Origin of the sequence: Acidovorax sp. 59 (assembly GCF_002754175.1) — a bacterium.
GTDB lineage: Bacteria > Pseudomonadota > Gammaproteobacteria > Burkholderiales > Burkholderiaceae_C > Acidovorax > Acidovorax delafieldii.
In genome coordinates this window covers 4,296,487-4,319,638 of the sequence record NZ_PEET01000001.1, presented here as the reverse complement: position 1 = coordinate 4,319,638, position 23,152 = coordinate 4,296,487, and the positions used below count along the sequence as shown (strand labels likewise).

The following is a 23,152-nucleotide window of genomic DNA, read 5'->3' as shown; positions in this document are numbered from 1 at the left end:
GTGGCGTCGCAATAAGAACAAGCGAGTTACTCCTCTGGTTACTTCAGCCCGCCGACCACCGGCGGGCTTTTTTCGTACCGGTGGGTGACGCGTGTGGGACTGGCGCGCCAGGGGGCCAAAGGTCCCGTGGCATCCGCCAGTCCTTTGCACGTCCGCTGTTCAAAAAATTCACGCCCCCTGCATGCCGTGCGGCGGACCGCTGCCGCTACGATGCACGGATGGACTTTTCCCTCGCCCCGATCACTGAGCGCGTGCGCGCTGCCTCCGCCGACCAGACCCCGTTGCGCATCCGTGGCGGGGGCACCAAGGACTTCCATGGCCTGGCGCTGCACGGCGAGGTGCTGGACACCCGGGTGCTGCGTGGCATCGTGAGCTACGAGCCCAGCGAGCTGGTCGTCACCGTGCGGGCCGGCACCCCGCTGGCCGAGCTGGAGGCCGCGCTCGCCGAGCAGGGCCAGTGCCTGCCTTTTGAACCCCCGCATTTCGCCAAGCCCCCTTCGGGCGCTGCCACCGTGGGCGGCATGGTGGCGGCCGGCCTGTCGGGCCCGGCGCGCGCCAGCGTGGGGGCGGTGCGTGACTATCTGTTGGGCGTGACCCTGCTCAACGGCAAGGCCGAGCTGCTCACCTTCGGCGGCCAGGTCATGAAGAACGTGGCGGGCTATGACGTGGCGCGCCTCATGGCCGGTGCCTGGGGCACGCTGGGGCTGCTGACCGAAGTGAGCCTCAAGGTGCTGCCCGTGGCGCCCGGCGAGGCTACGCTCCGGTTCGAGGGCATCAACCAGGCCGACGCCCTGCGCAAGCTGCACGCCTGGGGCGGCCAGCCGCTACCCCTCAACGCCAGCTGTTGGGTGCAGGATCAGGGCGTGGGCACGCTCTATGTGCGCCTGCGCGGCGCCGTGGCGGCGGTGGAGGCCGCGTGCAAAACCATGGGTGGCACGCGCATGGACAACGCCACCGTGGCCGCTGACTGGACCGCCTGCCGCGAGCAGACCCTGCCGTGGTTCGCCGACCGGGTCACGCGCCCCGACCACGCCCTGTGGCGCCTGTCGGTGCCCGCCACCGCGCCGGTGCTGGCCTTGCCCGGCGGCGTGCAGCCCCTGGTGGAATGGCATGGGGCGTTGCGCTGGGTGCAGGCCCCCGAGTCCGCCGGAGACGCGCTGCGCGAAGCCGCACGGGCGGCGAGTGGGCGTGCTTCTCTTTTTGTAGCTGCCGAGGCAAATAAATCCGGCGCCAGCGGTGCTTTTGACTTGCAATCCAAGGCGCTGGAGCAAATCCACGCCCGCCTCAAGCACAGCTTTGACCCTGCCGGCATCTTCAACCCCGGCCGCATGGCGCGGGCCTGGTAGGCAGGCCAACCCCCCGCTCACAGCCACCACCGCCACCCTGGCCATGCGACGCCTTTTTCACCTCACCGGACACCACCGCACGGTTGCGAGCAACCAGGTGCTGGGCCTGCTGTTGGCGTTCAACGCCGGGGCGGTGAATGCCGGGGGGTTTCTGGTGGTGCACCTCTACACCTCGCACATGACGGGTTTCCTGTCGTCGCTGGCCGACAACCTGGTGCTGGGGCAGATGAAGCTGGTGCTGGGCGCCGTGGGCGCGCTCTGGGCCTTCATGTCGGGGGCGGGCACCACGGCCATCATGGTCAACTGGGCGCGCCAGCGCAGGCTGCGCAGCACCTACGCGCTGCCGCTGCTGCTGGAGTCCGTGCTCATGCTGCTGTTTGGCCTGGTGGGCGCCATCACCCTCAGCTGGCCCACGCCTTTTGCGGTGCCACTCACGGTGCTGCTGCTGTCCTTCATCATGGGACTGCAGAACGCCACGGTGACCAAGATGTCCTCGTCCCAGATCCGAACCACCCACATGACGGGCGTGGTGACCGACCTGGGCATCGAGATGGGCAAGATGCTCTACTGGAACCGCACGGGCACTGCGCCCGAATCGCAGGTGCGTGCCAACCAGGCCCGGCTGCGGCTGTTTGCCGGGCTGGTGGGCATGTTTCTGGTGGGCGGTATTGCGGGGGCTGCGGGCTTCAAGCACGTGGGCTTTGTGTTTGTGGTGCCGCTGGCGCTGGTGCTGCTGGCCTTGTCGTTGCCCCCGCTGTGGGCCGACCGCGCCAGGCTGCGCCGCCCCTTGCGCAAGCCCTCGGCGCCGGCCGCGCCGGGCGACCCCAGCCTGGCCCCGCCAGCGGACCCACCGGCCGCGCGCTGACCAACCTCCGCCGAAATTTTTGTCTCTTCGCCCAGGCTGCACCCCATGCAAACCCAGCTCTCCCCCGAATACCGCGCCCGCGCCGATGGCCTGGAGGCCGAATCCATCTTGCGCAAATGTGTGCACTGCGGCTTTTGCACCGCCACCTGCCCCACCTACCAGCTGCTGGGCGACGAGCTGGACAGCCCGCGCGGCCGCATCTACCTCATCAAGCAGGTGCTCGAAGGCGCCGAGCCCACGCGCAAGACCCAGATGCACCTGGACCGGTGCCTCACCTGCCGCAACTGCGAAAGCACCTGCCCGAGCGGCGTGCAATACGGCCACCTGGTGGACATCGGTCGCAAGATCGTCGATGAAAAAGTGCCCCGCCCCGTGGGCGAAAAAGCTCTGCGTTGGGCGCTGAAGGAGGGCCTGCCTTCGCCGCTGTTCGCCCCTGCCATGAAGGCAGGGCAAATGGTGCGCGGCCTGCTGCCCGAGGCGCTGAAGGCCAAGGTGCCCGCACCGCAGGACGCCGGCGCCTGGCCCACGCGTGAACATGCGCGCAAGGTGCTCATGCTGGCGGGCTGCGTGCAACCGGCCATGATGCCGAACATCAACACGGCCACCGCCCGCGTGCTCGACGCGGTAGGCATCCAGACCGTGATCGCATCCAAGGCGGGCTGCTGCGGCGCCGTCAAATTCCACCTCAACGACCAGGCTGGCGGCATGGCAGAGATGCGCGCCAACATCGACGCCTGGTGGCCGCTGGTGGCCGCAGGTGGGGTCGAGGCCATCGTCATGAACGCCTCGGGCTGCGGCGTCACCGTCAAGGAATACGGTCACATCCTGAAGGACGACCCACAGTACGCGACCAAGGCCGAACGCATCAGCAGCCTCACGCGCGACCTGTCGGAGCTGCTGCCCGCCATGCTGCCCGAGCTGGCCGCCAAGCTGCAGGGCAGGGTCAACCAGCCGGACACTCTGTACGCCTACCACCCCCCTTGCACGCTCCAGCACGGCCAGAAGCTGCGCGGCGGGGTGGAGGCGCACCTGAACCAGCTGGGCTTCAAACTGCGCACCGCGCGCAACGATGCCCACCTGTGCTGTGGCTCGGCGGGCACCTATTCGGTGCTCAACCCCGACCTGTCCTACCAGCTGCGCGACCGCAAGCTCGGTGTGCTCGGCGAGGCCTTCGGCAACCTGCCGCCCGACATGATCCTGTCGGCCAACATCGGCTGCATCACCCATCTGCAAAGCGGCACGGGGACGCCTGTGCGGCACTGGGTGGAGGTGCTGGACGAGGCGCTATTGGGGCAGTGACCTCGCAGCCTCGGGGCTGGCCGTGTGACCAGCCGCTACCATGGCGCCCCAACCAGCCAAGAAAGGGGAGGCCATGCGCTTCGAGGGGACGCTGACGCGGTGGAACGATGACCGGGGTTTTGGCTTCATCACGCCTACCCCTGCGGGCCAGGATGTGTTTGTGCACATCTCTGCATTTGCGCGCGACGGCCTGCGGCCGCAACTGAATGAAGCGCTGAGTTTCGAGATCTCGCTGAACAAGGATGGCAAGAAGCAGGCGGTTCGGGTGCGCCGTGACCGGCCCGCCCCGGTTTCGCCTACCGCTGCCCCGCCCCGTGCGCGCCGCGACATCGGCCGCGAGTCCCCTGAATCCAGAGGGCTGCCCACACGCATCGTTGTCTTTGTGGTGGCCTGCGCGCTTCTGGCTGGGGCCTACTGGCACTTTGACCGGCGTACGCAGCGAGCTGCTGTGGCCCGTTCAGAAGCGGCGGCGCAGGCTCTGGAGGCACCACAGCAGCGCGCCCCCGCCGCCCCGGCGCAAACATTGACCACCTTGTATCGCTGTGACGGTCGCCAATACTGCTCGCAGATGACATCTTGCTCCGAGGCCAAGTTCTTCCTGCAGAACTGCCCTGGGACCAAGATGGACGGGAACGGCGACGGCGTTCCCTGTGAGCAGCAGTGGTGCACCCATCCGCTTGCAAAGTAGCTCGCTTGCCAAGGCCGTTTGGCTGCTGTACCCCCAACACTGGCATGATCGAGGGCTTTGTCGTCTCTCATTTGCCCCCGAACTGCACCGCCATGACCGACTCCGTGTCCGCACAAGAACAACCCCAAACCGCACCCGTAGCGCCTGCCGCTCCCCAGGCAGCGCCTGTGCCGACCGAGGCTGCTGCGGTCGCTGTGGCGGCCTCTGAACCTGCTGCGTTGGCCGAAGCCGGCGCGCCCCAGCGGCGCCAGGACGGCTCGCGCCGGGGTGGCCGCAACCGCCGCAAACCCGGAGGGCGCCAGGCGCCGCAGGGCCGTGCAAGCGCCGACGGTGCGGCAGACGCTGCAGCGCCCGCAGGTGGCCCGGGCGCAGGCACGCGCGCGCCGCAGCGCGTGCACCCCGCGCTGGAGCAGCTGGCAGGGCTCTACCCCCACCTGTTTGGCGCCGTGTTCCGTCCGCTCAAGCGCGGCATCTTCCAGGACATCCTGGCGGCCCACCCCGAGCTGTTCGAGCGCGAGGCGCTCAAGGTGGCGCTGGGCCTGCACACCCGCTCCACGCGCTATCTGCAAAGCGTGGCGGCAGGCGATAAGCGCCACGACCTGCAGGGCCAGCCTGTGGAAGACATGGCCCCCGAGCATGTGCACCATGCGCTGCTGGAGGTCTACCGCCGCAAGAAGGCGCGTGCCACCGAAGACCTGCTGCCCAAGCTGCGCAACCGCATGATGGCTGCGTTCGAGGCCTCGGGCCTCACGCGCGAGGCATATACCCAACTGGTGTTGAGCCGCGACGAAGCCGCCAACGCCATTCTGGAAGAAGCCTTTGCCGAATGGTCGGCCCGCAACGCCAAGGATGAAGCCTTGCTGCGCGCCTTTGAGGCCAGCGGCCAGACCCTGGACGCCTTTGCCGATATGTACGGCATGGTGCCCCGCACGGTGGGGCAGCAGCTGGAGCGCGCCCGCCGGCGGGCGGCTGCCGCGGCTTCTGCAGCGGCTGCGGTATCTGCTGCTCCCGCCGCAGAGCCTGGCGACTCCGCCGCCGCAGCCTGACCGGCCCGTGCTGAGCGGGGGGCGGCACAACGCTCCCTCTGCCCTCGCTGGTCATGGCGTGCTGGCAGCGGCTTCCGTCGTCTTCTCGTCGGCCGAGATGGGGCCCTGCGGCGTGGCTCCGTCTGCGTCGGCGCGTGTCACGGCTTGTTGCAATGCTGCAGACAGGCTACTGACACCATGTTGTCAGCAGCCGGGCTGCACCATGCCGGGCCCGACACAGAGAGGAGCTTGACCATGACAACAACCCCCACCATGACCCCGGTTGCCGCGTTTCATGTCACTGGACTGACGGTACGCACCCGCAACCGCGACGAGATGGACCCCGCCACCGCCCGCATTGGAGGTCTCTGGGACCGCTTTTTCAGCCAGAGCTGGGAGCGCAACCTGCCCGGCCGTGGTGAGGATGGCCGCATCTTCGGCGTCTACAGCGACTACGAATCCGACGAACACGGCGCCTTTGATGTCACTGCTGGCGTGGCTGTGCCACCGCCCGTCACCTCGGTGCCAGGGGCCGTGCAGATCGCGGTGCAGGCGGGCGACTATCTGGTGTTCCATGGCCACGGCACAATGCCGCAGATGGTGATCGATGCCTGGGGCGAGGTCTGGCGCTACTTTGCGGCCCACCCCCAGCTGCCCCGGCGATTTGGCACTGATTTCGAGCTGTATGAAGGCCCGGACCGCGTGGCCATCCATATCGGCATCGCCCCCGGTGCGCCGCGTGCATGACCTCACCGAACCAGGAGCCTCCATGAACACATCTTCTGCCGCCCTGACGTTCTACACCCATCCCATGTCCCGAGGCCGTACCGCGCGCTGGATGCTGGAGGAATGTGGTGTGCCCTACGACACCGTGCTGCTCGAATACGGCACCACCATGAAGGCTCCCGACTACTTGGCCATCAACCCCATGGGCAAGGTGCCTGCACTGCGGCATGGGCAAGTGGTGGTCACCGAGGTGGCGGCCATCTGCGCCTATCTGCCCGACCTGTTCCCTGACAAATCGCTGGCCCCGGCTGTGGGTACGCCGGCACGCGCTGCGTACTACCGCTGGTTGTTCTTTTGCGCCGGTCCGCTGGAAAGCGCCGCCACTGCCAAGGCGCTGAACCTGCTGGCACCCGCCGAACGCGCGGCCATGGTGGGCTACGGCAGTTACGCCGATGTCATGAACACCCTGGAGCAGGCCGTGAGCCAGGGGCCGTACCTCTGCGGCGACCATTTCACCGCGGTGGACCTGTACGTGGGCGCGCACCTGATCTGGGGCATGCAGTTCGGCACCATCGAACGCCGCCCGGCGTTCGAGCGGTATGCGCAGCCGTTCATGCAGCGCCCCGCGTTCGCGCGCGCTGCCCAGATCGACGATGCGCTGGTGCAGCAGAGCAAAGGCCATGGCTGAGTTCTACGACCTGATACGGCCCAAGCGGTCGGCGGCAGCCCATTCCCTGGGCCACATTCATGCGCCGCGCTGACCGCCTGTTCCAGATCGTCCAGCTCATCCGGGGGCGGCGCCTGTCCACCGCCGCCTTCCTGGCCGAGCGGCTCGAAGTCTCGGCCCGCACCATCTATCGCGACGTGGCGGACCTCCAGCACCAGGGCGTGCCCATTGAGGGCGAGGCCGGTGTGGGCTACCGCCTGGGCGCGGGTTTCGAGCTGCCGCCGTTGATGTTCAGCCAGGGTGAAGCCAATGCCCTGGTGGCGGCGGCACGCCTGGCCCAGGCCTGGCTGGACGCCGGCCTGGCCCGCGAGGTGGAGATGGCGCTGGGCAAGATACTGTCCGTGCTGCCCCCGGCGGCACGGGTCGCGGCCGAGGCGCAGGCGCTGTACGCGCCCTCGGTAGGGCTCGACCCCCGCGTGCAGTCCCACCTGCAGGCGCTGCGCGAGGCGGTGCACAGCCGCCACATGGTTCAGATCGACTACGCCGACGTGCACGGCCGCCCCAGTCTGCGCCGCCTGCGGCCGCTGGGCTGCTTTTACTGGGGCAAGGTCTGGACGCTGTCGGCCTGGTGCGAGCTGCGCAACGACTTTCGCGGCTTTCGCATCGACCGCATCGTGGGTCTGGCGGTGCTGGAGGAGCAGTTCCGCCAGGAGCCTGGGAAGACCCTGGCGGATCTGCTGCGCAAAGTGGAGGGGGAGATGGAGGGGCGGTCGGTGGAGTGGGCGACTGCGCCGGGGCAGATGGAAGTTTCTTAGGGGATGGAGCGCAAGGAATGTGGGCCGACGACTGAAATGGGCCCTGAGCCGCCGTTCAGAAGCGCCACCCGTGAGCTGCCATTGACTAGCCGCGCTGCTGTTGGAAATCCCGGTCTCTGCCCCGACAAGCTATAGTTTGCCGAGTTGACGCCTGCCGGGTTTCCCGGATTTTTATACCTGGACATTCAAACAAGCCACCCTTTGCAAACCCTATGCTGCAAGCCACTTCCGGCTGGGGTCGTGCCCTGAATATCCCGCATGGTCCAGTTTATTCCGCAGATTTCGCGGGATACATCACGTTAGAACTCACAGTGGCCGTCTTGCACAATCACGCACGCCCATGAAAACATCCGATCGAACACGCGCTTGGCTCGTCGCACCACTGATTGCTTCCACTGTGCTCGTGGGCTCAGTCCGGGCGAGCTTCGCACAATCGAGCCAAGAATTTCCGACGCAGCGCGAGTGGGCATACGCGCAGCAGCCGGATCTTCATACGGGCGATCTCCAGCCAGAGGCTACGCTTATGAGCCGGAACACGTTGCCACGTCCCGCCGAGACGAAATTGACCAACTACGGATACATCTCAGTACGCAATGACCCCCGACGGCCTGTGAAGGTTGCTTTGACTATCGAAAAGCGGCTGCGAGGAGCAGGTGCGATGGACTGCAAACCATCCGGTTGCATGGTGAAGGTTCGTTTTGGCACAGCTTCTCTTATGAGCTTCCGTGCTCTACCTGGCAAAGACTGGCCTGAACAGATCGTTCTAGAGGACGGAGCTGCATTCGCGAAAGAGGCGTCTCGGACCGCCGGAGCAATCGATGTGCAGTTCACCGACTTGGAAAACGGGGCGGTCATTTATCACTTTGCGTCAGCTGCTCCACTGAGAATGGAGAGGTTAACGCCACTGCGGAAGTGAAGACACTTGGTGCCTCTGCGACAGATTGCAATGAATGTTTTTGAGCTGCGCGATGAGGCCTAATTTGTCGGGCGTACGGACACGTTGAGCATCCGCTTTAATCTGTCGCGACAGACCGCTCCTGGCCGAGAACGGCTGTTGAGCCAAGATGCGTAAAAAAGCCGCGAATACCCAGGGCCAATCGTTCCGGTAGTGACGCAGCGTCACCGGGCGTGCTCTCTTAGCCTGCCAGCGCCGCCTCAATATCCCCCGCCAGCTTCTTCGGCGCATCCTGCGGCGCGTAGCGACGGATCACTTGGCCGTCCTTGCCGACGAGGAACTTGGTGAAGTTCCACTTGATGGCCTTGCTGCCCAGCAGGCCCGGGGCCTCGGCGGTAAGCCACTGGTACAGGGGCGATGCGTTGGCGCCGTTCACGTCGATCTTGGCCATCATCGGAAAGCTCACGCCGTAGTTGAGCTGGCAGAAGCTGGCGATCTCGTCGTTGCTGCCGGGGTCCTGGGCGCCGAACTGGTTGCAAGGGAAGCCCAGCACGACGAGGCCTTTGTCTGCGTATTCCTTGTGCAGTTCTTCCAGCCCGCCGAACTGGGGCGTGAAGCCGCAGGCGCTGGCGGTGTTCACGATGAGCGATACCTTGCCGCGGTATTGCGACAGGGGCACGGCCTGGCCGTTCATCTGCAGGGCTTCAAAGTCGTAGATGCTGGTGGACATGCGGGTTCTCCGGGTGGGGATGACGGGCCATCGTAGCCCCAGCTGCAGAGGCCTGTGCGCAGGCGGGTCAATCCATCAATGAGGGCCCGCAGCACCCGGTCGGCGGAACTGCAGCGCCGCCAGCAGCGAAGCCAGCAGGATCAGCGCCCCGCCCAGCACGGTGCGCGTGTTCAGCGTGGCCGCGCCCAGCAGGGCCGACGACACGCTGGCAAACATCACCTCCGACAGCATCACCAGCGCCGTGGTGCCCGCCGCCAGGCGGGCGGCGCCAAATTGCAGCGCCCAATTGCCCAGCATCAGCACCCCGGCCAGCAGCAGGCCGGTGACGACCCAGGTGGCATTGACGGCAGGGAAGGGCTCCACCACGCCCACTTGCAGGCCAATGCTGGCCACGGCCAGCGCCATGAGCATGCAGCCGCCAAACATCGAGAACATGCGCGCGGGCCCCGGCACGGTGTGCAGGCGGCGCAGCGTGACGTTGGTCAGCGCGAACATGAAACCGCCCAGCAGCGCCAGAGCGTCGGCCAGCGACAGGTTCTGCAGCAGGCGCGAAGCAGGTGCGCCCTCGGGCAGCAGCACCAGCACCACGCCGCAGAAAGCCAGCGCCAGGCGCAGCAGCGCCGCAGGGGTAGGGCGTTCGCCCAGCACCTTCCAGGCCAGCAGCACGGCCCAGGCGGGCATCAGATAGAACAGCAGGATCACGCGCACCACGTCACCAATCGTCACTGCCCAGTTGAAGGCCACGTTGTTCAGGCCCGAGGCCAGCGCCAGCAGCCACAGCTGCGGATGCGCGCGCACCTGCTGCAAGATGCCGGGGCGCCAGGCCAGCAGCGCCAGCAGCACCACCGCATACATGCAGGCCGTGGCCCACAAGGGGTGCAGCCCCGCCTGGTGCATGTGCTGGAACGGCCACCACGCCAGCCCCCAGACAAAGGCGTTGAACAGCAGGGCGGCAAAGGGGAGTGGAGAGTGCATTGAAGGCAAAAACAGGCGGTGGCGCTAGTGGAATATGCGCTGACAGCTATAAATTATGTAGCAATTGGCGCCATGGCATAACACTCAAAACCGGGGCGGCTCCTCGCCAGTGCACCCGTGGAACTGGCTCTGCCAGGCCACTGGGTGCGTCCCCCTCGGGGGAAGCGGCGAAGCCGCACAGGGGGGCTTCGCAATCAGGAGTCAATGGTGCGTATCGTGCCGCGCGATGTCCAGCAGGTGATTCACTTCGTCGCGGTGGTTCACGCAGTTGCGCTGGTGCCAGCGGCGGATGACCCACATGATGCCCGCCACCACCAGCCCGAAGGTGGTGATGGCGCCGAACACCGACAGGCCGAGCTTGAGCGACAGGCTGTAGAACGCCCCCAGCCCCAGGATGCAGGCCTGCTCGTTGAAGTTCTGCACGGCAATCGACCGGCCCGCGCCCATGAGGTTGTGGCCCCGGTGCTGCAGCAGGGCGTTCATGGGCACCACCAGATAGCCGCCCAGGCCACCCAGCACGATGAGGAACGGAATGGCCAGCCAGATGTTGCTGATGAACACCATCAGGATCAGCAGCAAGCCCATCGCAATGCCCAGCGGGATCACGCGGGTGGCCATGTCCAGGCGCATGCGCATCGATGCCACCACGGCGCCCACGGCGGTGCCGATGGCCACCACGCCGGTCAGGGCCGAGGCCTGGGTGGTGTTGTAGCCCAGGGCCACGGCGGCCCAGGCCAGCACGATGAACTTGAGGTTGCCACCGGCGCCCCAGAACAGGGTGGTGGTGGCCAGCGAGATCTGGCCCAGCTTGTCGCGCCACAGGCGGCTGTTGCAGGCCCAGAAGTCGGGCAGCAGGTTGAGCGCGTTGGCCACCACGCTGCGTGACGGGTCGGCGCGCAGGGGGCGCATCTCCACCCCGGTGTGCGGGATGCGGGTGTTGAACCAGGCAGCCAGTGCATAGACAGCGATCAGCGCCGCGATGGCGGCCTCGGCGGGGGTGTCCACGCCGGTGTCGATCACGGGGAAGTCAAAGCCCAGCAGCATGCCCGACAGCTGCTGCCCCACCAGCTGGCCGCCCAGCAGCACGCCCAGGATGATCGATGCAATGGTCAGGCCCTCGATCCAGCCGTTGGCCTTGACGAGCTGGGACGCGGGCAGCAGTTCGGTCAGGATGCCGTACTTGGCGGGCGAGTAGGCCGCAGCACCCAGCCCCACCACGGCGTAGGCCATGAGCGGGTGCGAGCCAAACAGCATCATCAGGCAACCCGCCACCTTGATGGCGTTGCTGACAAACATGACCTTGCCCTTGGGCAACGCATCGGCAAAGGCGCCGACGAAGGGCGCCAGCACCACATAGAACAATGCGAACATGGGCACCAGGGCCGCGCGCTGCCACTCGGGGGCGCCTCCGGTGCGCAGGAGTTCCACAGCGGCTACGAAGAGTGCGTTGTCGGCCAGCGAGCTGAAAAACTGCGCCGACATGATGGTGTAAAAACCGCGCTTCATCGAATGGCTGGTGGGAGCATCAGCTGGGCTGATACCCTGGTAAATGTGAGGAGTCGTAGCAGGGGACAGGCGGTTATATCACGCGGATAAACGGCCACAGTGCCAGAATCCTGCGCGTATTCCCGGTAAATCTCGAGCCACCAGGTCCCTCCCATGCCCCGTCCCATTGCAGCCACCATCCACACCACCGCCCTGCACCACAACCTCGCGCGCGTGCGCCAGTCGGTGCCCGACGCCAAGGTCTGGGCGGTGGTCAAGGCCAACGCCTACGGCCACGGCATCGAGCGGGTGTTCGAGGGCCTGCGCGGGGCCGACGGTTTTGCGCTGCTGGACCTGGCCGAGGCCGAGCGCGTGCGCCACCTGGGCTGGCGCGGCCCCATCCTGCTGCTTGAAGGCGTGTTCGAGCCGCGCGACCTGGAACTGTGCTCGCGCCTGGGCCTGTGGCATGCCGTGCACTGCGACGAGCAGATCGACATGCTGGCCGCCCACAAGACGCAGGTGCCGCACCGCGTGTTCCTCAAGATGAACTCGGGCATGAATCGCCTGGGTTTCACGCCCGAGCGCTACCGCACGGCCTGGGCCCGGCTCAACGCGCTGCCGCAGGTGGACGAGATTTCGTTCATGACCCACTTCAGCGACGCCGACGGCCCCCGTGGCATTGCGCACCAGATGGCGGCCTTCAACGCCGCCGCGCAGGACCTGCCCGGCGAGCGCAGCCTGAGCAACAGTGCTGCCACGCTGCGCCACGCGCAGGATGCGGGTGTGCGCGCCGACTGGGTGCGCGCGGGCATCGTGGTCTATGGCAGCGCGCCGGACTTCCCCGAGCACCATGCCGGCCACTGGGGGTTGCAACCCACCATGACGCTGTCCACGCGCCTCATCGCCACCCAGCAGCTGCAGGCGGGCGACACCGTGGGCTATGGCTCGCGCTTCACGGCCGACGGCCCGCTCACCATTGGCATCGCCGCCTGTGGCTACGCCGACGGCTACCCCCGCCACTGCGACACCGGCACGCCGGTGCTGGTGAACGGCGTGCGCACGCGCCTGGTGGGGCGGGTGAGCATGGACATGGTGACCGTGGACCTCACGCCGCTGCAGCAAGCGGGTGTGGAGGTGGGCTTTGGTAGCGAGGTCACGCTCTGGGGCCGCGCCAGCAATGGCGTGGTGTTGTCCATCGACGAGGTGGCGCAGGCAGCAGGTACCGTGGGCTACGAGCTGATGTGCGCCCTGGCGCAGCGCGTGCCGGTGGTGGTGGACGGCGGGGCCTGAAGCCCCCTCATTGGCGTGCGGCAGGGCGCGGTTCGCGCACAAGTTCACGCCGCAGGGCCCGCCGGCGTGGGGCGCGGCCTGAAACTGGTGTGAAATGGCGCCGTCTGTTTGCCACCGCGCCAGCGCGCTCCTTCCATGGCCACACCCCGCAGCAACTCCTCCGGTTCCAAGAAAAAAGGCAGCTCCACCTGGCGCTCGGTGCGCATGCCGCACCACGGCGCGGTCGCGCGCACCCTGCAGCAGCGCTACAGCCTGCGCTGGCACGGGCTGCTGATCGGCAGCTTCACGCTGCTGCTGATGTGGGCCACCTCGCACCTGCAGATGGTGCTGGGCGTGGATTCGCTGGCGCTGCGGTACTTGATTACGCTGTCGGTGGGTTACGTCGGCTATCTGCTGGTGCTGCGCGCCTGGGCAGCGCGGCTGGTGCGGCGGGACGGGTCGTCGGGCGACGGCAGCAGTGTGGAATTGCCCGACATCTCCTGGCCCAGTGGCAATGGCCCCTCCGGGGGCGGCCAGGTGCCCTTGCCGCGCACGGGCGGTGGCAACTTTGGCGGCGGTGGCGCATCGGGGGACTTTGGGGGCGGGTGGACGCAGGGCCTGTCCAGCGGGGGTTCCAGCAGCGACTCCAGCGTGCTGGGCGACATTGCCGGGGGCGCGGCCGATGCGCTGGGCAGCGCCGACGAGGACGCCGTGGTGGTCGTGCCCGTGGTGGCCATCTTTCTCATCGGCGCGGCGCTGATCCTGGGTGCGGGCTCGCTCGCCATGCTGTTCTTTGGCTGGGATGTGCTGCTCACGGTGGCGGTGGAGATCGCCTTTTCAGTGGCCACGGCCCGCGCCGCCGTGGGAGTGGAGCGCGAGGGCTGGCTCAGCGCCGCCGTGCGGCTGACCTGGAAGCCCCTGCTGGGCGCGCTGGTCTGCGCCGTGCTGCTGGGCGCCACCATCGACCACTTCCTGCCCCATGTGCATTCGCTGCCCGAGGCGTTGCGGGTAATCCAGGGGCGGTGATTTGCTCTTGTTTTGATAGCTATCCAGGCATCTTGTATTAGCGCCTGGGGCAAAAATCTCTCCAAAAGCGTCTGAAACCCCCTGGGGAGCCCCTAGCGCGAGGACCGGCCCGTGCCATGGCCGCAGTCCTCGCCGGGCTCCACGGGCGGCAGCGCATCCAGGTTGGCCCGCACCCGCGCCAGCAGGGCCAGCAGCTGTGCCTGGGTGGCGTCGTCGCAGCCCGCCAGCACCTGGGCCGACAGGGTTTGCCGCGCGGTCTGCAGCGCCTGGTACAGCGCCTGGCCTTCGGCGCTCAGCGTGAGGCACAGGCTGCGCCGGTCCTCGGCGTGCGGCTGGCGCTCCAGCCAGCCCTTGTCCTGCAACAGGCCCAGCATGCGTGCCACCTGGGCCTTGTCGGCGCCGCTGTGGCGCACCAGCTCTTTCTGCGTGGCGCCAGGGTGGCGGCCGATGAAGTTCAGCGCGCGCACTTCATTGAAGGTCAGGTCCGGGTGCACGGAGGTCATCGCGCGCACCATGCGCGCCCGGTAGGCGTGCATCAGGTCGTGCAGGGCTTCAAACACATCGGGGCGGGCGCGTGGGGGCATGGCGTGGCTATCTGTTGACAAAGTCAACTGAATGGCGGATGATTTGGTTGATTAAATCAACATTTTACGCCATGAACGCACCTCTGCCCCTGGCCGCCACGGCCCCCTCCCTCGCCATCGAGCGCATTCGCCATCCCCTGCAGGGCCGCCACCTCCAGGTGGTGCGCCGCACCCAGGTCAGCCCCGGCTTTGTGCGGCTGACCCTGGCCGGCCCCGAGCTGGCGGGCTTTGTGAGCGCCGGGTTCGACGACCATCTCAAGCTCATCCTTCCCTCGCCCGGGCAAGACCGCCCCACCTTGCCCACGCTGCAGGACGGCCGCCCCGTGTTTGACGGTCCGCGCCCCGTGCTGCGCGACTACACCCCCGCGCGTTTTGACGCCACTGCGGGCGAGCTGGACATCGAGGTCGCCCTGCACGACGCAGGCCCCGCCACCGACTGGGCCGCCAGCGCCACCGTGGGCCAGTGGGTGGGCATTGCCGGGCCGCGCGGCAGCATGGTCGTGCCCACCGGGTTTGACTGGCACTGGCTGCTGGGTGACGAAACCGCGCTGCCCGCCATCGCCCGCCGCCTGGCCGAGCTGCCCGCCAGCGCGGTGGCCACCGTGCGCATCCAGCTGAGCAACCCGGCCGACCAGCGCACGCTGGCGAGCGCGGCGCAGGTGGATCTGCTGTGGGTGAGCGCGCTGCCTGCCGCTGTGGAAGCGCTGTCGCTGCCGCCCGGCGCGGGCTTTGTCTGGGCTGCGGGCGAACACAGCGACATGGCAGCCGTGCGCCGCGCCCTGCTGGCCAAGCCGGGCGTGGACGCGAAACGCATGCGCATCTCCGCCTACTGGAAGCGCGGCGCGGCGGACCACCACGAGGACCTGGCGAACGCTGCGTAGTCGGCCCTTGCTTGCTACATCACTCTCGACTTTTCTCTCAGCGCAGCAGCGTCAGCGCAGCAGCCCGCTGCACGGCTGCGGTCACGTGCTGCAGGGCCTGCACATTCAGCCGCCAGCACTGCCAGTACAGCGGCACATCCACCGGCTTGCCTGCAATCAGCTCGACCAGGGCGCCGGTTGCCAGGTCATCCTCCACCAGTGGGTCGGGCGTCATGCCCCAGCCCAGGCTGGCGCGCGTGGCTTTGACGAAGGCATGCGCCTCGGGCAGCCAGTGCACGGGCGGTGCGAGCTTGCGGCGCGTGATGCGACCCACAAAACGCGCCTGCAGCGCATCCTTGCGGTTGAACACCAGCATGGGTGCCTGCGCCAGCGTGGTGGCGTTCACGCCCTGCGCAAAGTGGCGCTCCATGAACGCAGGGCTTGCGAGCGCGCGGTAGCGCAGCGTGCCCAGCGGCAGCACCTGGCAGCCCTGCACGGGCTGCGGGTCGGCCGTCACGGCGGCCATCACGCGGCCTTCGCGCAGCAGGTTGGCCGAATGGTCCTGGTCTTCCACATGGATGTCGAAGGTGATGGCCTGCCCCTCGGCCGCCTGCGCCATGGCGTGGGGGAACCAGGTGGCCAGCGAGTCGGCATTCACGCCAATCGCCAGCCGCGTGGTGCTGTGCTGCCCGCCGCCAATGGTGGCCAGCGCATCGGCCTCGCTCAAGACCACCTCGCGCGCATGGCGGTACAGCGCCTGCCCGGCCTCGGTGGGCGTGCAGGGCGTGGCGCGGCGCACCAACACCTGGCCCACGCGCTCTTCCAGCAGCTTGATGCGCTGCGACACCGCTGAGCGCGTGACATGCAGCACGGCCGCCGCTCGCTCAAAGCTGCCCTCATCGATCACCGTGGCAAAGGCGTTGAGCTGGGCGGAGTCGAGTTGCATGGGTGGTTAGCCATTCTGACGGATCGTTAAAAAGTATAGCTGGCGTCAACGAAGGCCCTTCGCCAGAATCCGTGCCCATGGTCTCCACTGCCTTCGTTCACGGTTTCACTTCCACCGCCATGCTCATCATGGCCATTGGCGCGCAAAACGCATTTGTGCTGCGCCAGGGCCTGCGGCGCGAGCATGTGATGCCCGTGGTGCTGGTGTGTGCGCTGTCGGACGCGCTACTGCTGCAGGTGGGCGTGTGGGGCATGGGCGGCGTGCTGCTGGCCCGGCCTGAATGGGCGCAGTTCATGCGCTGGGCGGGCGCGCTGTTCCTGTTGATGTATGCGGCACAGACGGCCGCGCGGGCGCTGCGCCCGGGCCAGTTGCTGGTGGCCACCAGCGGCCCCGGCGCCAGCCTGCGCACCACGCTGGCCACGGTGGTGGCGCTCACCTGGCTCAACCCGCATGTGTACCTGGACACCGTGGTGCTGCTGGGCACCATGGCCACGCCGTACCCGGCCTGGGGGCGTGCGCTGTTTGCGGCGGGTGGCTCGCTGGCCAGCGCGCTGTGGTTCTTGTTGATCGGCCTGGGCGCCCGCTGGCTGGCCCCGTTGTTTGCCACATCGGCGGCGTGGCGGGTGCTGGACGGGGTGACGTCCACCACCATGCTGGTGCTGGCAGGGGTGATGGCTCTAAGCTAAGAACGATAAGTTCGTTCCCATGCAGCGTTGCTTGGGGGATAGTGCGGCCATTCAGCATTTTTTGGCCTTTTTGCCTATCCTTGCACCCATGCGCTTTAATCACCTCCTGCTTGCAGCCGCCGTTGCCGCCGCGCTGCCCCTGGCTGCACAGTCCGCCACCTTCCGCTGGTCCCGCTCGGTGGACATTTCCACCTGGGACATCCACACCCAGAACGTGGGTGTGAACAACACCATGCACGGCGCGGTGTACGACACGCTGGTGGAATACAACAGCAAGACCTTCAAGCCCGAGCCCTCGCTCGCCACCGAGTGGAAGCTCATCAAGCCCACGCAGCTGCGCCTGACCTTGCGCAAGGGTGTGAAGTTCAGCGACGGCAGCGAGTTCACGGCCGACGACGCCAAGTTCTCGCTGGAGCGCGCCAAGGCCAAAAGCTCCAACTTCGCTGTCTACACCCAGGGCATTGACCGTGTGGAAAAAGTCGATGCCTACACCATCGACATCCACTCCGACCTGCCCAACCCGGTGCTGGTGAACCAGCTCACCGAGCTGCGCATCCTGAGCAAGGCCTGGGCCGAAAAGAACAAATCGGTCGAGCCCAAGGACATCAAGACCAAGGACGAGAACTTTGCCCACCGCAATGCGCTGGGCACCGGCCCCTACCAGCTCAAACAGTGGACGCCCGACCAGCGCGTGGTGCTGGAGCCCAACCCCCACTGGTGGGGCAAGGGCAAGTACCCCACCAACTTGACCGAGATCGTCTACACCCCCATCAAGGCCGACGCCACGCGCACAGCGGCGCTGCTGTCGGGTGAGGTGGATTTTGTGATCGACCCGAGCCTGCAGGACCTGGCGCGCATCAAGCAGACGCCCAACCTGCAGGTGCTCGAAGGGCCCGAGTACCGCACCATCTTCCTGGGGCTGGACCAGTTCCGCGACGAGCTGCCCGGCTCGGACGTGAAGGGCAAGAACCCGCTGAAGGACCTGCGCGTGCGCAAGGCGCTGTACCAGGCCATCGACATCCAGTCCATCCAGCGCGTGGTGCTGCGTGGCCTGGCCCAGCCCACGGGCACACTCATCGCCAACCAGGTCAACGGCTGGACCAAGAAGGCCGACGTGCGCTACCCCTACGACCCCAAGGCCGCGCAAAAGCTGCTGGCCGATGCGGGCTACCCCAACGGGTTTGAGGTGGACTTTGCCTGCAGCGCGGGCCGCTACATCAACGACGAGCAGCTGTGCCAGGCCATCACCTCGCACTGGGCCAAGGTGGGCGTGAAGGCCAAGCTGCGCTCGCTGCCGTTTGCCACCTACTTCCCGATGATCCAGCGCAACGAAGCCAGCATCTACCTGCTGGGCTGGGGTGTGCCCACGTTCGATGCGTTCTACAGCCTGCAGTCGCTGGTGCGTACGACGGGCGCGGGTGGGGACGGCAACTTCAACCTGGGCCGGTTCTCCGACCCGCAGATGGACGCGCTGATCGAGCGTGTGAAGAAGGAAACGGACACCGCCACGCGCAACGGCCTGATCGAGCAGGCGCTGATCAAGGAGCATGAGCTGGTGTCGCACATCCCGCTGTACAACCAGGTGATTCCGTGGGCGGGTACCAAGAAGGTGGACATCATCCACCGCGCCGACAACCGCATCGACTGGCGGTATCTGAAGGTGAACTGATCCCGGTTGCCAGCAAAAAGCCCCTGTGCTTCGAGTCAGAAGCACCGGGGCTTTTTTGTGTCTGCAGGTGGCGTATCAGGCCATTGCGCGCTGCACGGCGGGGCGCTGCAGCATGCGCTGCGTGTGCGCAAACACCTTCGGGAACTGGGCGATGTCCACGCCGTCGCTGTGCAGCCAGGTGCCGATGGTGAACAGGTAGCCGTCGGCCACGGTGTACTGCTCGCCCATCACCCAGGGGCCCTGGTCCGCCTGCGGCAGGTAGTGGCTTTCGATGAGGTGAAAGCACTCCGTCATATTCTGCGGCACCTTGCGCTGCATCGCTGCCTGGGCTTCGGGCGCATCGGCCCAGCGGCTGGCGCGGGGGCGGTGGGCATGGGCGATGTGCACGGTGGACGCGAGGTAGCTGTGGAACTCTTGCAGGCGCGCAAAGCCATGCGCGTCGGCGGGCGCCAGGCGCGCTTCTGGAAAGCTCTGCGCCACGTAGGCCAGCAGCGCCGGGGTTTCGGTCAGCGTGCCGTGCGGCGTGGCCAGCGCGGGCACGCGGCCCTTGGGGTTCACCGCCAGGTATTCGGGCGTGCGTTGCTGGCCAGCGGCGAAGTCCACGCGCACCAGGTCGTAGGGGGCGCCCGCTTCTTCCAAAGCGATGCGCACGGCTTGCGCGCAGGTGCCGGGGGTGTAGTACAGCGTGAGTTGGGTCATGGTTGGTTTGCTATGAATTAAATAGCTGATTGCGCATATTCCACTAGCGCCTGCAGTCGATTTTGCTTGAAATGACTCAGTACAGGCCCCGCGTGCGCGCCATCAGCCGCGTGAGGCCCAGCAGGGCGTCGGTGTGCGGCGTGGGCGTGTGGGTGATCTGCCCCAGCTCGCGCACCGCGCCCACCAGGGCGTCGATCTCCATCGGCTTGCCCGCCTCCACGTCCTGCAGCATCGAGGTCTTGAACGCGCCCAGCTTGCGCGTGACGGCGTGGCGGTCCTCGGGCTGCTGGTCAATCGGCAGGCCCAGCTTTTCGCCAATGGCCTTGGCCTCCAGCATCACCGCGCTCACAAAGCCACGCACCAGCTCGTCGTCCAGGATGCGGTCGGTGGTGGCGCCGGTGAGGGCGCTGATGGGGTTCATGGTGAGGTTGCCCCAGAGCTTGAACCAGATGTCCTTCTGGATGCAGTCGCTCACTTCCACATCGATGCCGCCGCGCTGCAGCGTGTCGGCCAGTGCTTGCAGGCGCGGGCTGCGGCTGCCGTCCGGCTCGCCCACGATGAGGCGGTTGCCAAAGTGCTGGCGGACGAAACCCGGAGCCTCCAGCGAGCAGCTGGTGTGCACCACACTGCCCACCACGTTGCGCGCCGGGACGGCCTGGGCAATCACGCCTCCCGCGTCCACGGATTCAAGGGCATGCCCCTGCGCCGCACCGCCAAAGCCGTCGAGGAACCACCACGGCACGCCGTTCATGGCGGTGAGCACGATGGTGTCGGGCCCGAGCAAGGGCGCCATGGCACGCGCCACGTCGGGCAGGCCCGGGGCCTTGACGGCGACCACCACCAGGTCTTGCACGCCGAGTGCGGCCGGGTCGCTGTGGGCTGTGACGGGCACCTGCGCCAGCGAGCCGTCGGCGCGCCGCATGCGCAGCCCCTCGGCCTGCAGGGCGCGCAGTGTGTCGCCCCGCGCCACCATGCTGACGGTGTGGCCCGCTTGCGCCAGGGCCACGCCCAGCCAGCCGCCGATGGCGCCGGCGCCGTAAATACATGCTTTCATGGATGTCTGTCCTTGAGTCTGAAAGAAGAAAAGTTCAGTAGCCTGCGGGCCGGGCGGGGGCGGCGTTGGTCGCGCTGCGGTAGCGTGCCAGCAGCTCCTGCGCAGCACTCACCAGCAGCATGGTGTCCACGCCCACGGCCACAAACAGCGCGCCGGCCGCCAGCCACTGGCGCGCCTGTGATTCGGTGGTGGCCAGGATGCCCGGCGCCTTGCCTGCGCGCAGGATGCGCGCAATGCCGTCATGGATGGCGGCCTGGACGTCAGGGTGCCCTGGGTTGCCGGGGTGGCCCATGGAGGCCGACAGATCGGCCGGGCCGATGAACACGCCGTCCACCCCGGGCGTGGCGGCAATGGCATCGAGGTGGGCCATGGCTTCCACCGTTTCTGCCTGCACCAGCAGGCAGATCTGCTGGTTGGCCTCGTGCACATACTGCGGGTAAGCCTGCCAGCGCGACGAGCGGGCCAGTGCGCTGCCCATGCCGCGCACGCCTTCGGGCGCATAGCGCGTGGCGCGCACCAGTTGCTGGGCCTGCTCGGGCGTATCGACCATGGGCACCAGCAGGGTCTGTGCGCCGATGTCCAGGTACTGTTTGATGAGGGCCGTGTCACCCACCGGCACCCGGGCGATGGGGTGGGGCGCCTGCACGCCTGGCGGCAGGGCGCTGGTGGCGCTGGCGATGGCCTGCAGCTGGTGCAGGATGGAGCGCAGGTCGTTGGGCGCATGTTCGCCATCGACCAGCAGCCAGTCGTAGCCGGTGCCCGCGAGGATTTCGGCGCTGTAGCCGTTGGCCAGCCCGAGCCAGAGGCCGATTTGCGCCTGGCCTTGGGCCATGGCCTGTTTGAAGCGGTTGGTGGGTGTCTGCAATGTCAACTCCGTGCGGTGCCAAGCCCGCCATCGTACGGGCTGCGGCGGATCGATGTGGGCATGGCCGCTATAGTCGGCTGCCCCTGCATCGGGGCGCCTCACCGACACCTGCCATGGCCAAAGAAAAAACCACGTTCACCTGCACCGAGTGCGGCGGCACCAGCCCGCGCTGGCTGGGCAAATGCCCGTCCTGCGGCGCCTGGAACACGCTCATCGAGCAGGTGGCCGAGGCCGGGCCGGGCAAGAACCGCCTGAGCACGCCGCAAGGCTACGCGGGCCTGGCCAACGCGCAGCCCGTCCTGCCGCTGGCCGCCATCGAGGCCCAGGACGTGGCCCGCACCCCCAGCGGCATCGACGAGCTGGACCGCGTGCTGGGCGGCGGCATTGTGGAAGGGGGCGTGGTGCTCATCGGGGGCGATCCGGGCATTGGCAAATCGACCCTGCTGCTGCAGGCCATGGACGCGCTGCAGCGCGCGGGACTGCCCACGCTGTATGTGACGGGTGAGGAGAGCGGAGCGCAGGTGGCGCTGCGTTCGCGGCGCCTGGGCATCGACGGCAGCCAGGTGCAGCTGCTGGCCGAGATCCAGCTTGAAAAGATTCTGGCGACCGTGGAGGCCACGCAGCCCGCCGTGGTGGTCATCGACTCCATCCAGACCACCTATTCCGACCAGCTCACCAGCGCGCCGGGCTCCGTCGCCCAGGTGCGGGAATGCGCAGCGCACCTAACGCGCATGGCCAAGGGCACGGGCATTGCTGTCATTCTGGTGGGCCATGTGACCAAGGAAGGTGCGCTGGCGGGGCCGCGCGTGCTGGAGCACATGGTGGACACGGTGCTGTACTTCGAAGGCGACACGCACAGCCAGTTCCGCCTGGTGCGGGCCATCAAGAACCGCTTTGGCGCTGTGAACGAGATTGGCGTGTTCGCCATGACCGAAAAGGGCCTCAAGGGCGTGAGCAACCCGAGCGCCATCTTCTTGAGCCAGCATTCCGAGCCCGTGCCCGGCAGCTGCGTGATGGTGACGCTGGAGGGCACACGCCCGCTGCTGGTGGAGATCCAGGCCCTGGTGGACAGTGGCGGCCCCAGCCCCCGGCGCCTGTCGGTGGGCCTGGACAAGGACCGCCTGGCCATGCTGCTGGCCGTGCTGCACCGCCATGCGGGGGTGGCCTGCATGGACCAGGACGTGTTTGTGAATGCGGTGGGGGGCGTGCGCATCAGCGAACCGGCCGCCGACCTGGCGGTAATGTTGTCCATCACCTCCAGCCTGCGGGGCAAGGCGCTGCCGCGCGGCTTTCTGGCGTTTGGCGAGGTGGGGCTCGCCGGTGAGGTGCGGCCTGCGCCCCGGGGGCAGGAGCGCCTGAAGGAAGCCGCCAAGCTGGGTTTCAGCGTGGCCGTGGTGCCCAAGGCCAATGCGCCCAAAAAACCCATTGAAGGGCTGACCATCCACGCCGTCGAGCGGGTGGAAGAGGCCATGAACGTGGTGCGCGGTCTGTAAGCAATGCCCACAGCGCCATGTCCATGGCGCCATAAGACAATCTCGACCTATGAACTTGCGCAATATCCTGGTGCCCCTGGGGGCGGTGGCCCTGATCGGGTTTGGTTTTTATGCCTACGGCTGGGCCGGGGTGGCTGCCGTGGCCGGTGGGCTGCTCATGTGGGGCCTGCTGCACTTCACGCGGCTGATGAGTGTGATGCAAAAGGCCGCCAAGCGCCCCATCGGGTATGTGGGCAGCGCCGTGATGCTCAACGCCCGGCTGACGAAGGGCGTGAACCTCATGCATGTGGTGGCCATGACCCAGGCGCTGGGAGAGCGCGTGTCGGCCGAAAACGTGCAGCCCGAGGTCTACCGCTGGACCGACGGCACCCGCTCGCACGTGACCTGCGAGTTCCAGCAGGGCAAGCTGGTGGTGTGGACCCTGGTCCGCCCCCAGGACAACCCTGCCGCTGATGGAGAAGGCGCGCCGCCCGCCGCCCCGTAAA

Annotated in this window: 24 protein-coding genes; 16 read left to right on the top strand and 8 right to left on the bottom strand. The window is 67.3% G+C overall.

Features of this window, described 5'->3' with window-relative positions:
- The first annotated feature begins 218 nt into the window (after positions 1-218).
- The 9 genes from glcE to CLU87_RS23205 all read left to right on the top strand — a co-directional run bounded on the left by glcE (position 219) and on the right by CLU87_RS23205 (position 8,347).
- On the top strand, positions 219-1,346 hold the full coding sequence (glcE, locus tag CLU87_RS19775) for a glycolate oxidase subunit GlcE (protein WP_099731535.1): 1,128 nt from the start codon (positions 219-221) through the stop codon (positions 1,344-1,346).
- Between the two features lie 43 nt (positions 1,347-1,389).
- Positions 1,390-2,211, top strand: a complete 822-nt coding sequence (locus tag CLU87_RS19770) for a YoaK family protein (RefSeq protein WP_099732258.1) — start codon at positions 1,390-1,392, stop codon at positions 2,209-2,211.
- Between the two features lie 45 nt (positions 2,212-2,256).
- On the top strand, positions 2,257-3,510 hold the full coding sequence (gene glcF / locus CLU87_RS19765; protein ID WP_099731534.1) for a glycolate oxidase subunit GlcF: 1,254 nt from the start codon (positions 2,257-2,259) through the stop codon (positions 3,508-3,510).
- A 40-nt stretch (positions 3,511-3,550) separates the two neighbouring features.
- A complete protein-coding gene (locus CLU87_RS19760) occupies positions 3,551-4,198 on the top strand; it encodes a cold shock domain-containing protein (protein WP_233193824.1) in 648 nt (215 codons plus the stop codon).
- Positions 4,199-4,290: 92 nt separating this feature from the next.
- On the top strand, positions 4,291-5,244 hold the full coding sequence (locus CLU87_RS19755; RefSeq protein ID WP_199170851.1) for a ProQ/FINO family protein: 954 nt from the start codon (positions 4,291-4,293) through the stop codon (positions 5,242-5,244).
- Positions 5,245-5,478: 234 nt separating this feature from the next.
- On the top strand, positions 5,479-5,970 hold the full coding sequence (locus CLU87_RS19750; protein ID WP_099731532.1) for a GyrI-like domain-containing protein: 492 nt from the start codon (positions 5,479-5,481) through the stop codon (positions 5,968-5,970).
- Positions 5,971-5,992: 22 nt separating this feature from the next.
- Positions 5,993-6,637 carry a glutathione S-transferase family protein gene (locus CLU87_RS19745; RefSeq protein WP_099731531.1) on the top strand — a complete coding sequence of 215 codons (645 nt, stop codon included), beginning with the start codon at positions 5,993-5,995 and terminating at the stop codon, positions 6,635-6,637.
- A 59-nt stretch (positions 6,638-6,696) separates the two neighbouring features.
- The gene (locus tag CLU87_RS19740; RefSeq protein WP_099731530.1) at positions 6,697-7,431 is read left to right on the top strand and encodes a YafY family protein; all 735 of its coding nucleotides are present in this window, start codon (positions 6,697-6,699) and stop codon (positions 7,429-7,431) included.
- Between the two features lie 340 nt (positions 7,432-7,771).
- Positions 7,772-8,347, top strand: a complete 576-nt coding sequence (locus tag CLU87_RS23205) for a hypothetical protein (protein WP_143227301.1) — start codon at positions 7,772-7,774, stop codon at positions 8,345-8,347.
- A gap of 220 nt (positions 8,348-8,567) precedes the next feature.
- On the opposite strand, the gene CLU87_RS19735 is transcribed toward CLU87_RS23205, so the two are convergent.
- The 3 genes from CLU87_RS19735 to lplT form a co-directional block, all read right to left on the bottom strand.
- Positions 8,568-9,056 carry a glutathione peroxidase gene (locus CLU87_RS19735; protein WP_099731529.1) on the bottom strand — a complete coding sequence of 163 codons (489 nt, stop codon included), beginning with the start codon at positions 9,054-9,056 and terminating at the stop codon, positions 8,568-8,570.
- Positions 9,057-9,131: 75 nt separating this feature from the next.
- The gene (locus CLU87_RS19730) at positions 9,132-10,031 is read right to left on the bottom strand and encodes a DMT family transporter (protein ID WP_099731528.1); all 900 of its coding nucleotides are present in this window, start codon (positions 10,029-10,031) and stop codon (positions 9,132-9,134) included.
- A gap of 201 nt (positions 10,032-10,232) precedes the next feature.
- Positions 10,233-11,537: a lysophospholipid transporter LplT gene (gene lplT, locus CLU87_RS19725; protein ID WP_056057261.1), complete on the bottom strand. Its 1,305-nt coding sequence runs from the start codon at positions 11,535-11,537 to the stop codon at positions 10,233-10,235.
- Between the two features lie 153 nt (positions 11,538-11,690).
- On the opposite strand from lplT, the gene alr reads away from it, so the two are divergent.
- Positions 11,691-12,806, top strand: coding sequence for an alanine racemase (gene alr / locus CLU87_RS19720; RefSeq protein ID WP_099731527.1), 1,116 nt, complete (start codon positions 11,691-11,693; stop codon positions 12,804-12,806).
- A gap of 135 nt (positions 12,807-12,941) precedes the next feature.
- Positions 12,942-13,811: a hypothetical protein gene (locus tag CLU87_RS19715; RefSeq protein WP_099731526.1), complete on the top strand. Its 870-nt coding sequence runs from the start codon at positions 12,942-12,944 to the stop codon at positions 13,809-13,811.
- Between the two features lie 92 nt (positions 13,812-13,903).
- Here the strand turns inward: CLU87_RS19715 and CLU87_RS19710 are convergent, their stop codons facing one another.
- Positions 13,904-14,395, bottom strand: coding sequence for a MarR family winged helix-turn-helix transcriptional regulator (locus CLU87_RS19710; RefSeq protein WP_099731525.1), 492 nt, complete (start codon positions 14,393-14,395; stop codon positions 13,904-13,906).
- 71 nt (positions 14,396-14,466) lie between these two features.
- Between CLU87_RS19710 and CLU87_RS19705 the strand changes: the two genes are divergently transcribed.
- Positions 14,467-15,276: a siderophore-interacting protein gene (locus CLU87_RS19705; protein WP_099731524.1), complete on the top strand. Its 810-nt coding sequence runs from the start codon at positions 14,467-14,469 to the stop codon at positions 15,274-15,276.
- A 37-nt stretch (positions 15,277-15,313) separates the two neighbouring features.
- Here the strand turns inward: CLU87_RS19705 and CLU87_RS19700 are convergent, their stop codons facing one another.
- The gene (locus CLU87_RS19700; protein ID WP_099731523.1) at positions 15,314-16,201 is read right to left on the bottom strand and encodes a LysR family transcriptional regulator ArgP; all 888 of its coding nucleotides are present in this window, start codon (positions 16,199-16,201) and stop codon (positions 15,314-15,316) included.
- Positions 16,202-16,278: 77 nt separating this feature from the next.
- Here CLU87_RS19700 and CLU87_RS19695 point away from each other — a divergent pair, with 77 nt between their 5' ends.
- Both CLU87_RS19695 and CLU87_RS19690 read left to right on the top strand, forming a co-directional pair.
- Complete coding sequence (locus tag CLU87_RS19695) at positions 16,279-16,887, top strand: LysE/ArgO family amino acid transporter (protein WP_099731522.1); 609 nt, start codon at positions 16,279-16,281, stop codon at positions 16,885-16,887.
- Between the two features lie 88 nt (positions 16,888-16,975).
- Entirely contained in the window at positions 16,976-18,556 is a 1,581-nt protein-coding gene (locus CLU87_RS19690; protein ID WP_099731521.1) for an ABC transporter substrate-binding protein, read from the top strand.
- A gap of 75 nt (positions 18,557-18,631) precedes the next feature.
- Here the strand turns inward: CLU87_RS19690 and CLU87_RS19685 are convergent, their stop codons facing one another.
- The 3 genes from CLU87_RS19685 to hpaI all read right to left on the bottom strand — a co-directional run bounded on the left by CLU87_RS19685 (position 18,632) and on the right by hpaI (position 21,174).
- Positions 18,632-19,255 carry a glutathione S-transferase family protein gene (locus CLU87_RS19685; RefSeq protein ID WP_099731520.1) on the bottom strand — a complete coding sequence of 208 codons (624 nt, stop codon included), beginning with the start codon at positions 19,253-19,255 and terminating at the stop codon, positions 18,632-18,634.
- A 76-nt stretch (positions 19,256-19,331) separates the two neighbouring features.
- Complete coding sequence (locus CLU87_RS19680) at positions 19,332-20,309, bottom strand: 2-dehydropantoate 2-reductase (protein ID WP_099731519.1); 978 nt, start codon at positions 20,307-20,309, stop codon at positions 19,332-19,334.
- A 34-nt stretch (positions 20,310-20,343) separates the two neighbouring features.
- Positions 20,344-21,174 carry a 4-hydroxy-2-oxoheptanedioate aldolase gene (hpaI, locus tag CLU87_RS19675; RefSeq protein WP_099731518.1) on the bottom strand — a complete coding sequence of 277 codons (831 nt, stop codon included), beginning with the start codon at positions 21,172-21,174 and terminating at the stop codon, positions 20,344-20,346.
- Positions 21,175-21,287: 113 nt separating this feature from the next.
- Here hpaI and radA point away from each other — a divergent pair, with 113 nt between their 5' ends.
- Positions 21,288-22,667 (top strand): DNA repair protein RadA, encoded by a 1,380-nt coding sequence (radA, locus tag CLU87_RS19670; protein ID WP_056057287.1) that lies wholly within the window; start codon positions 21,288-21,290, stop codon positions 22,665-22,667.
- A gap of 49 nt (positions 22,668-22,716) precedes the next feature.
- A complete protein-coding gene (locus CLU87_RS19665; protein ID WP_056057291.1) occupies positions 22,717-23,151 on the top strand; it encodes a hypothetical protein in 435 nt (144 codons plus the stop codon).
- Position 23,152: the final 1 nt, after the last annotated feature.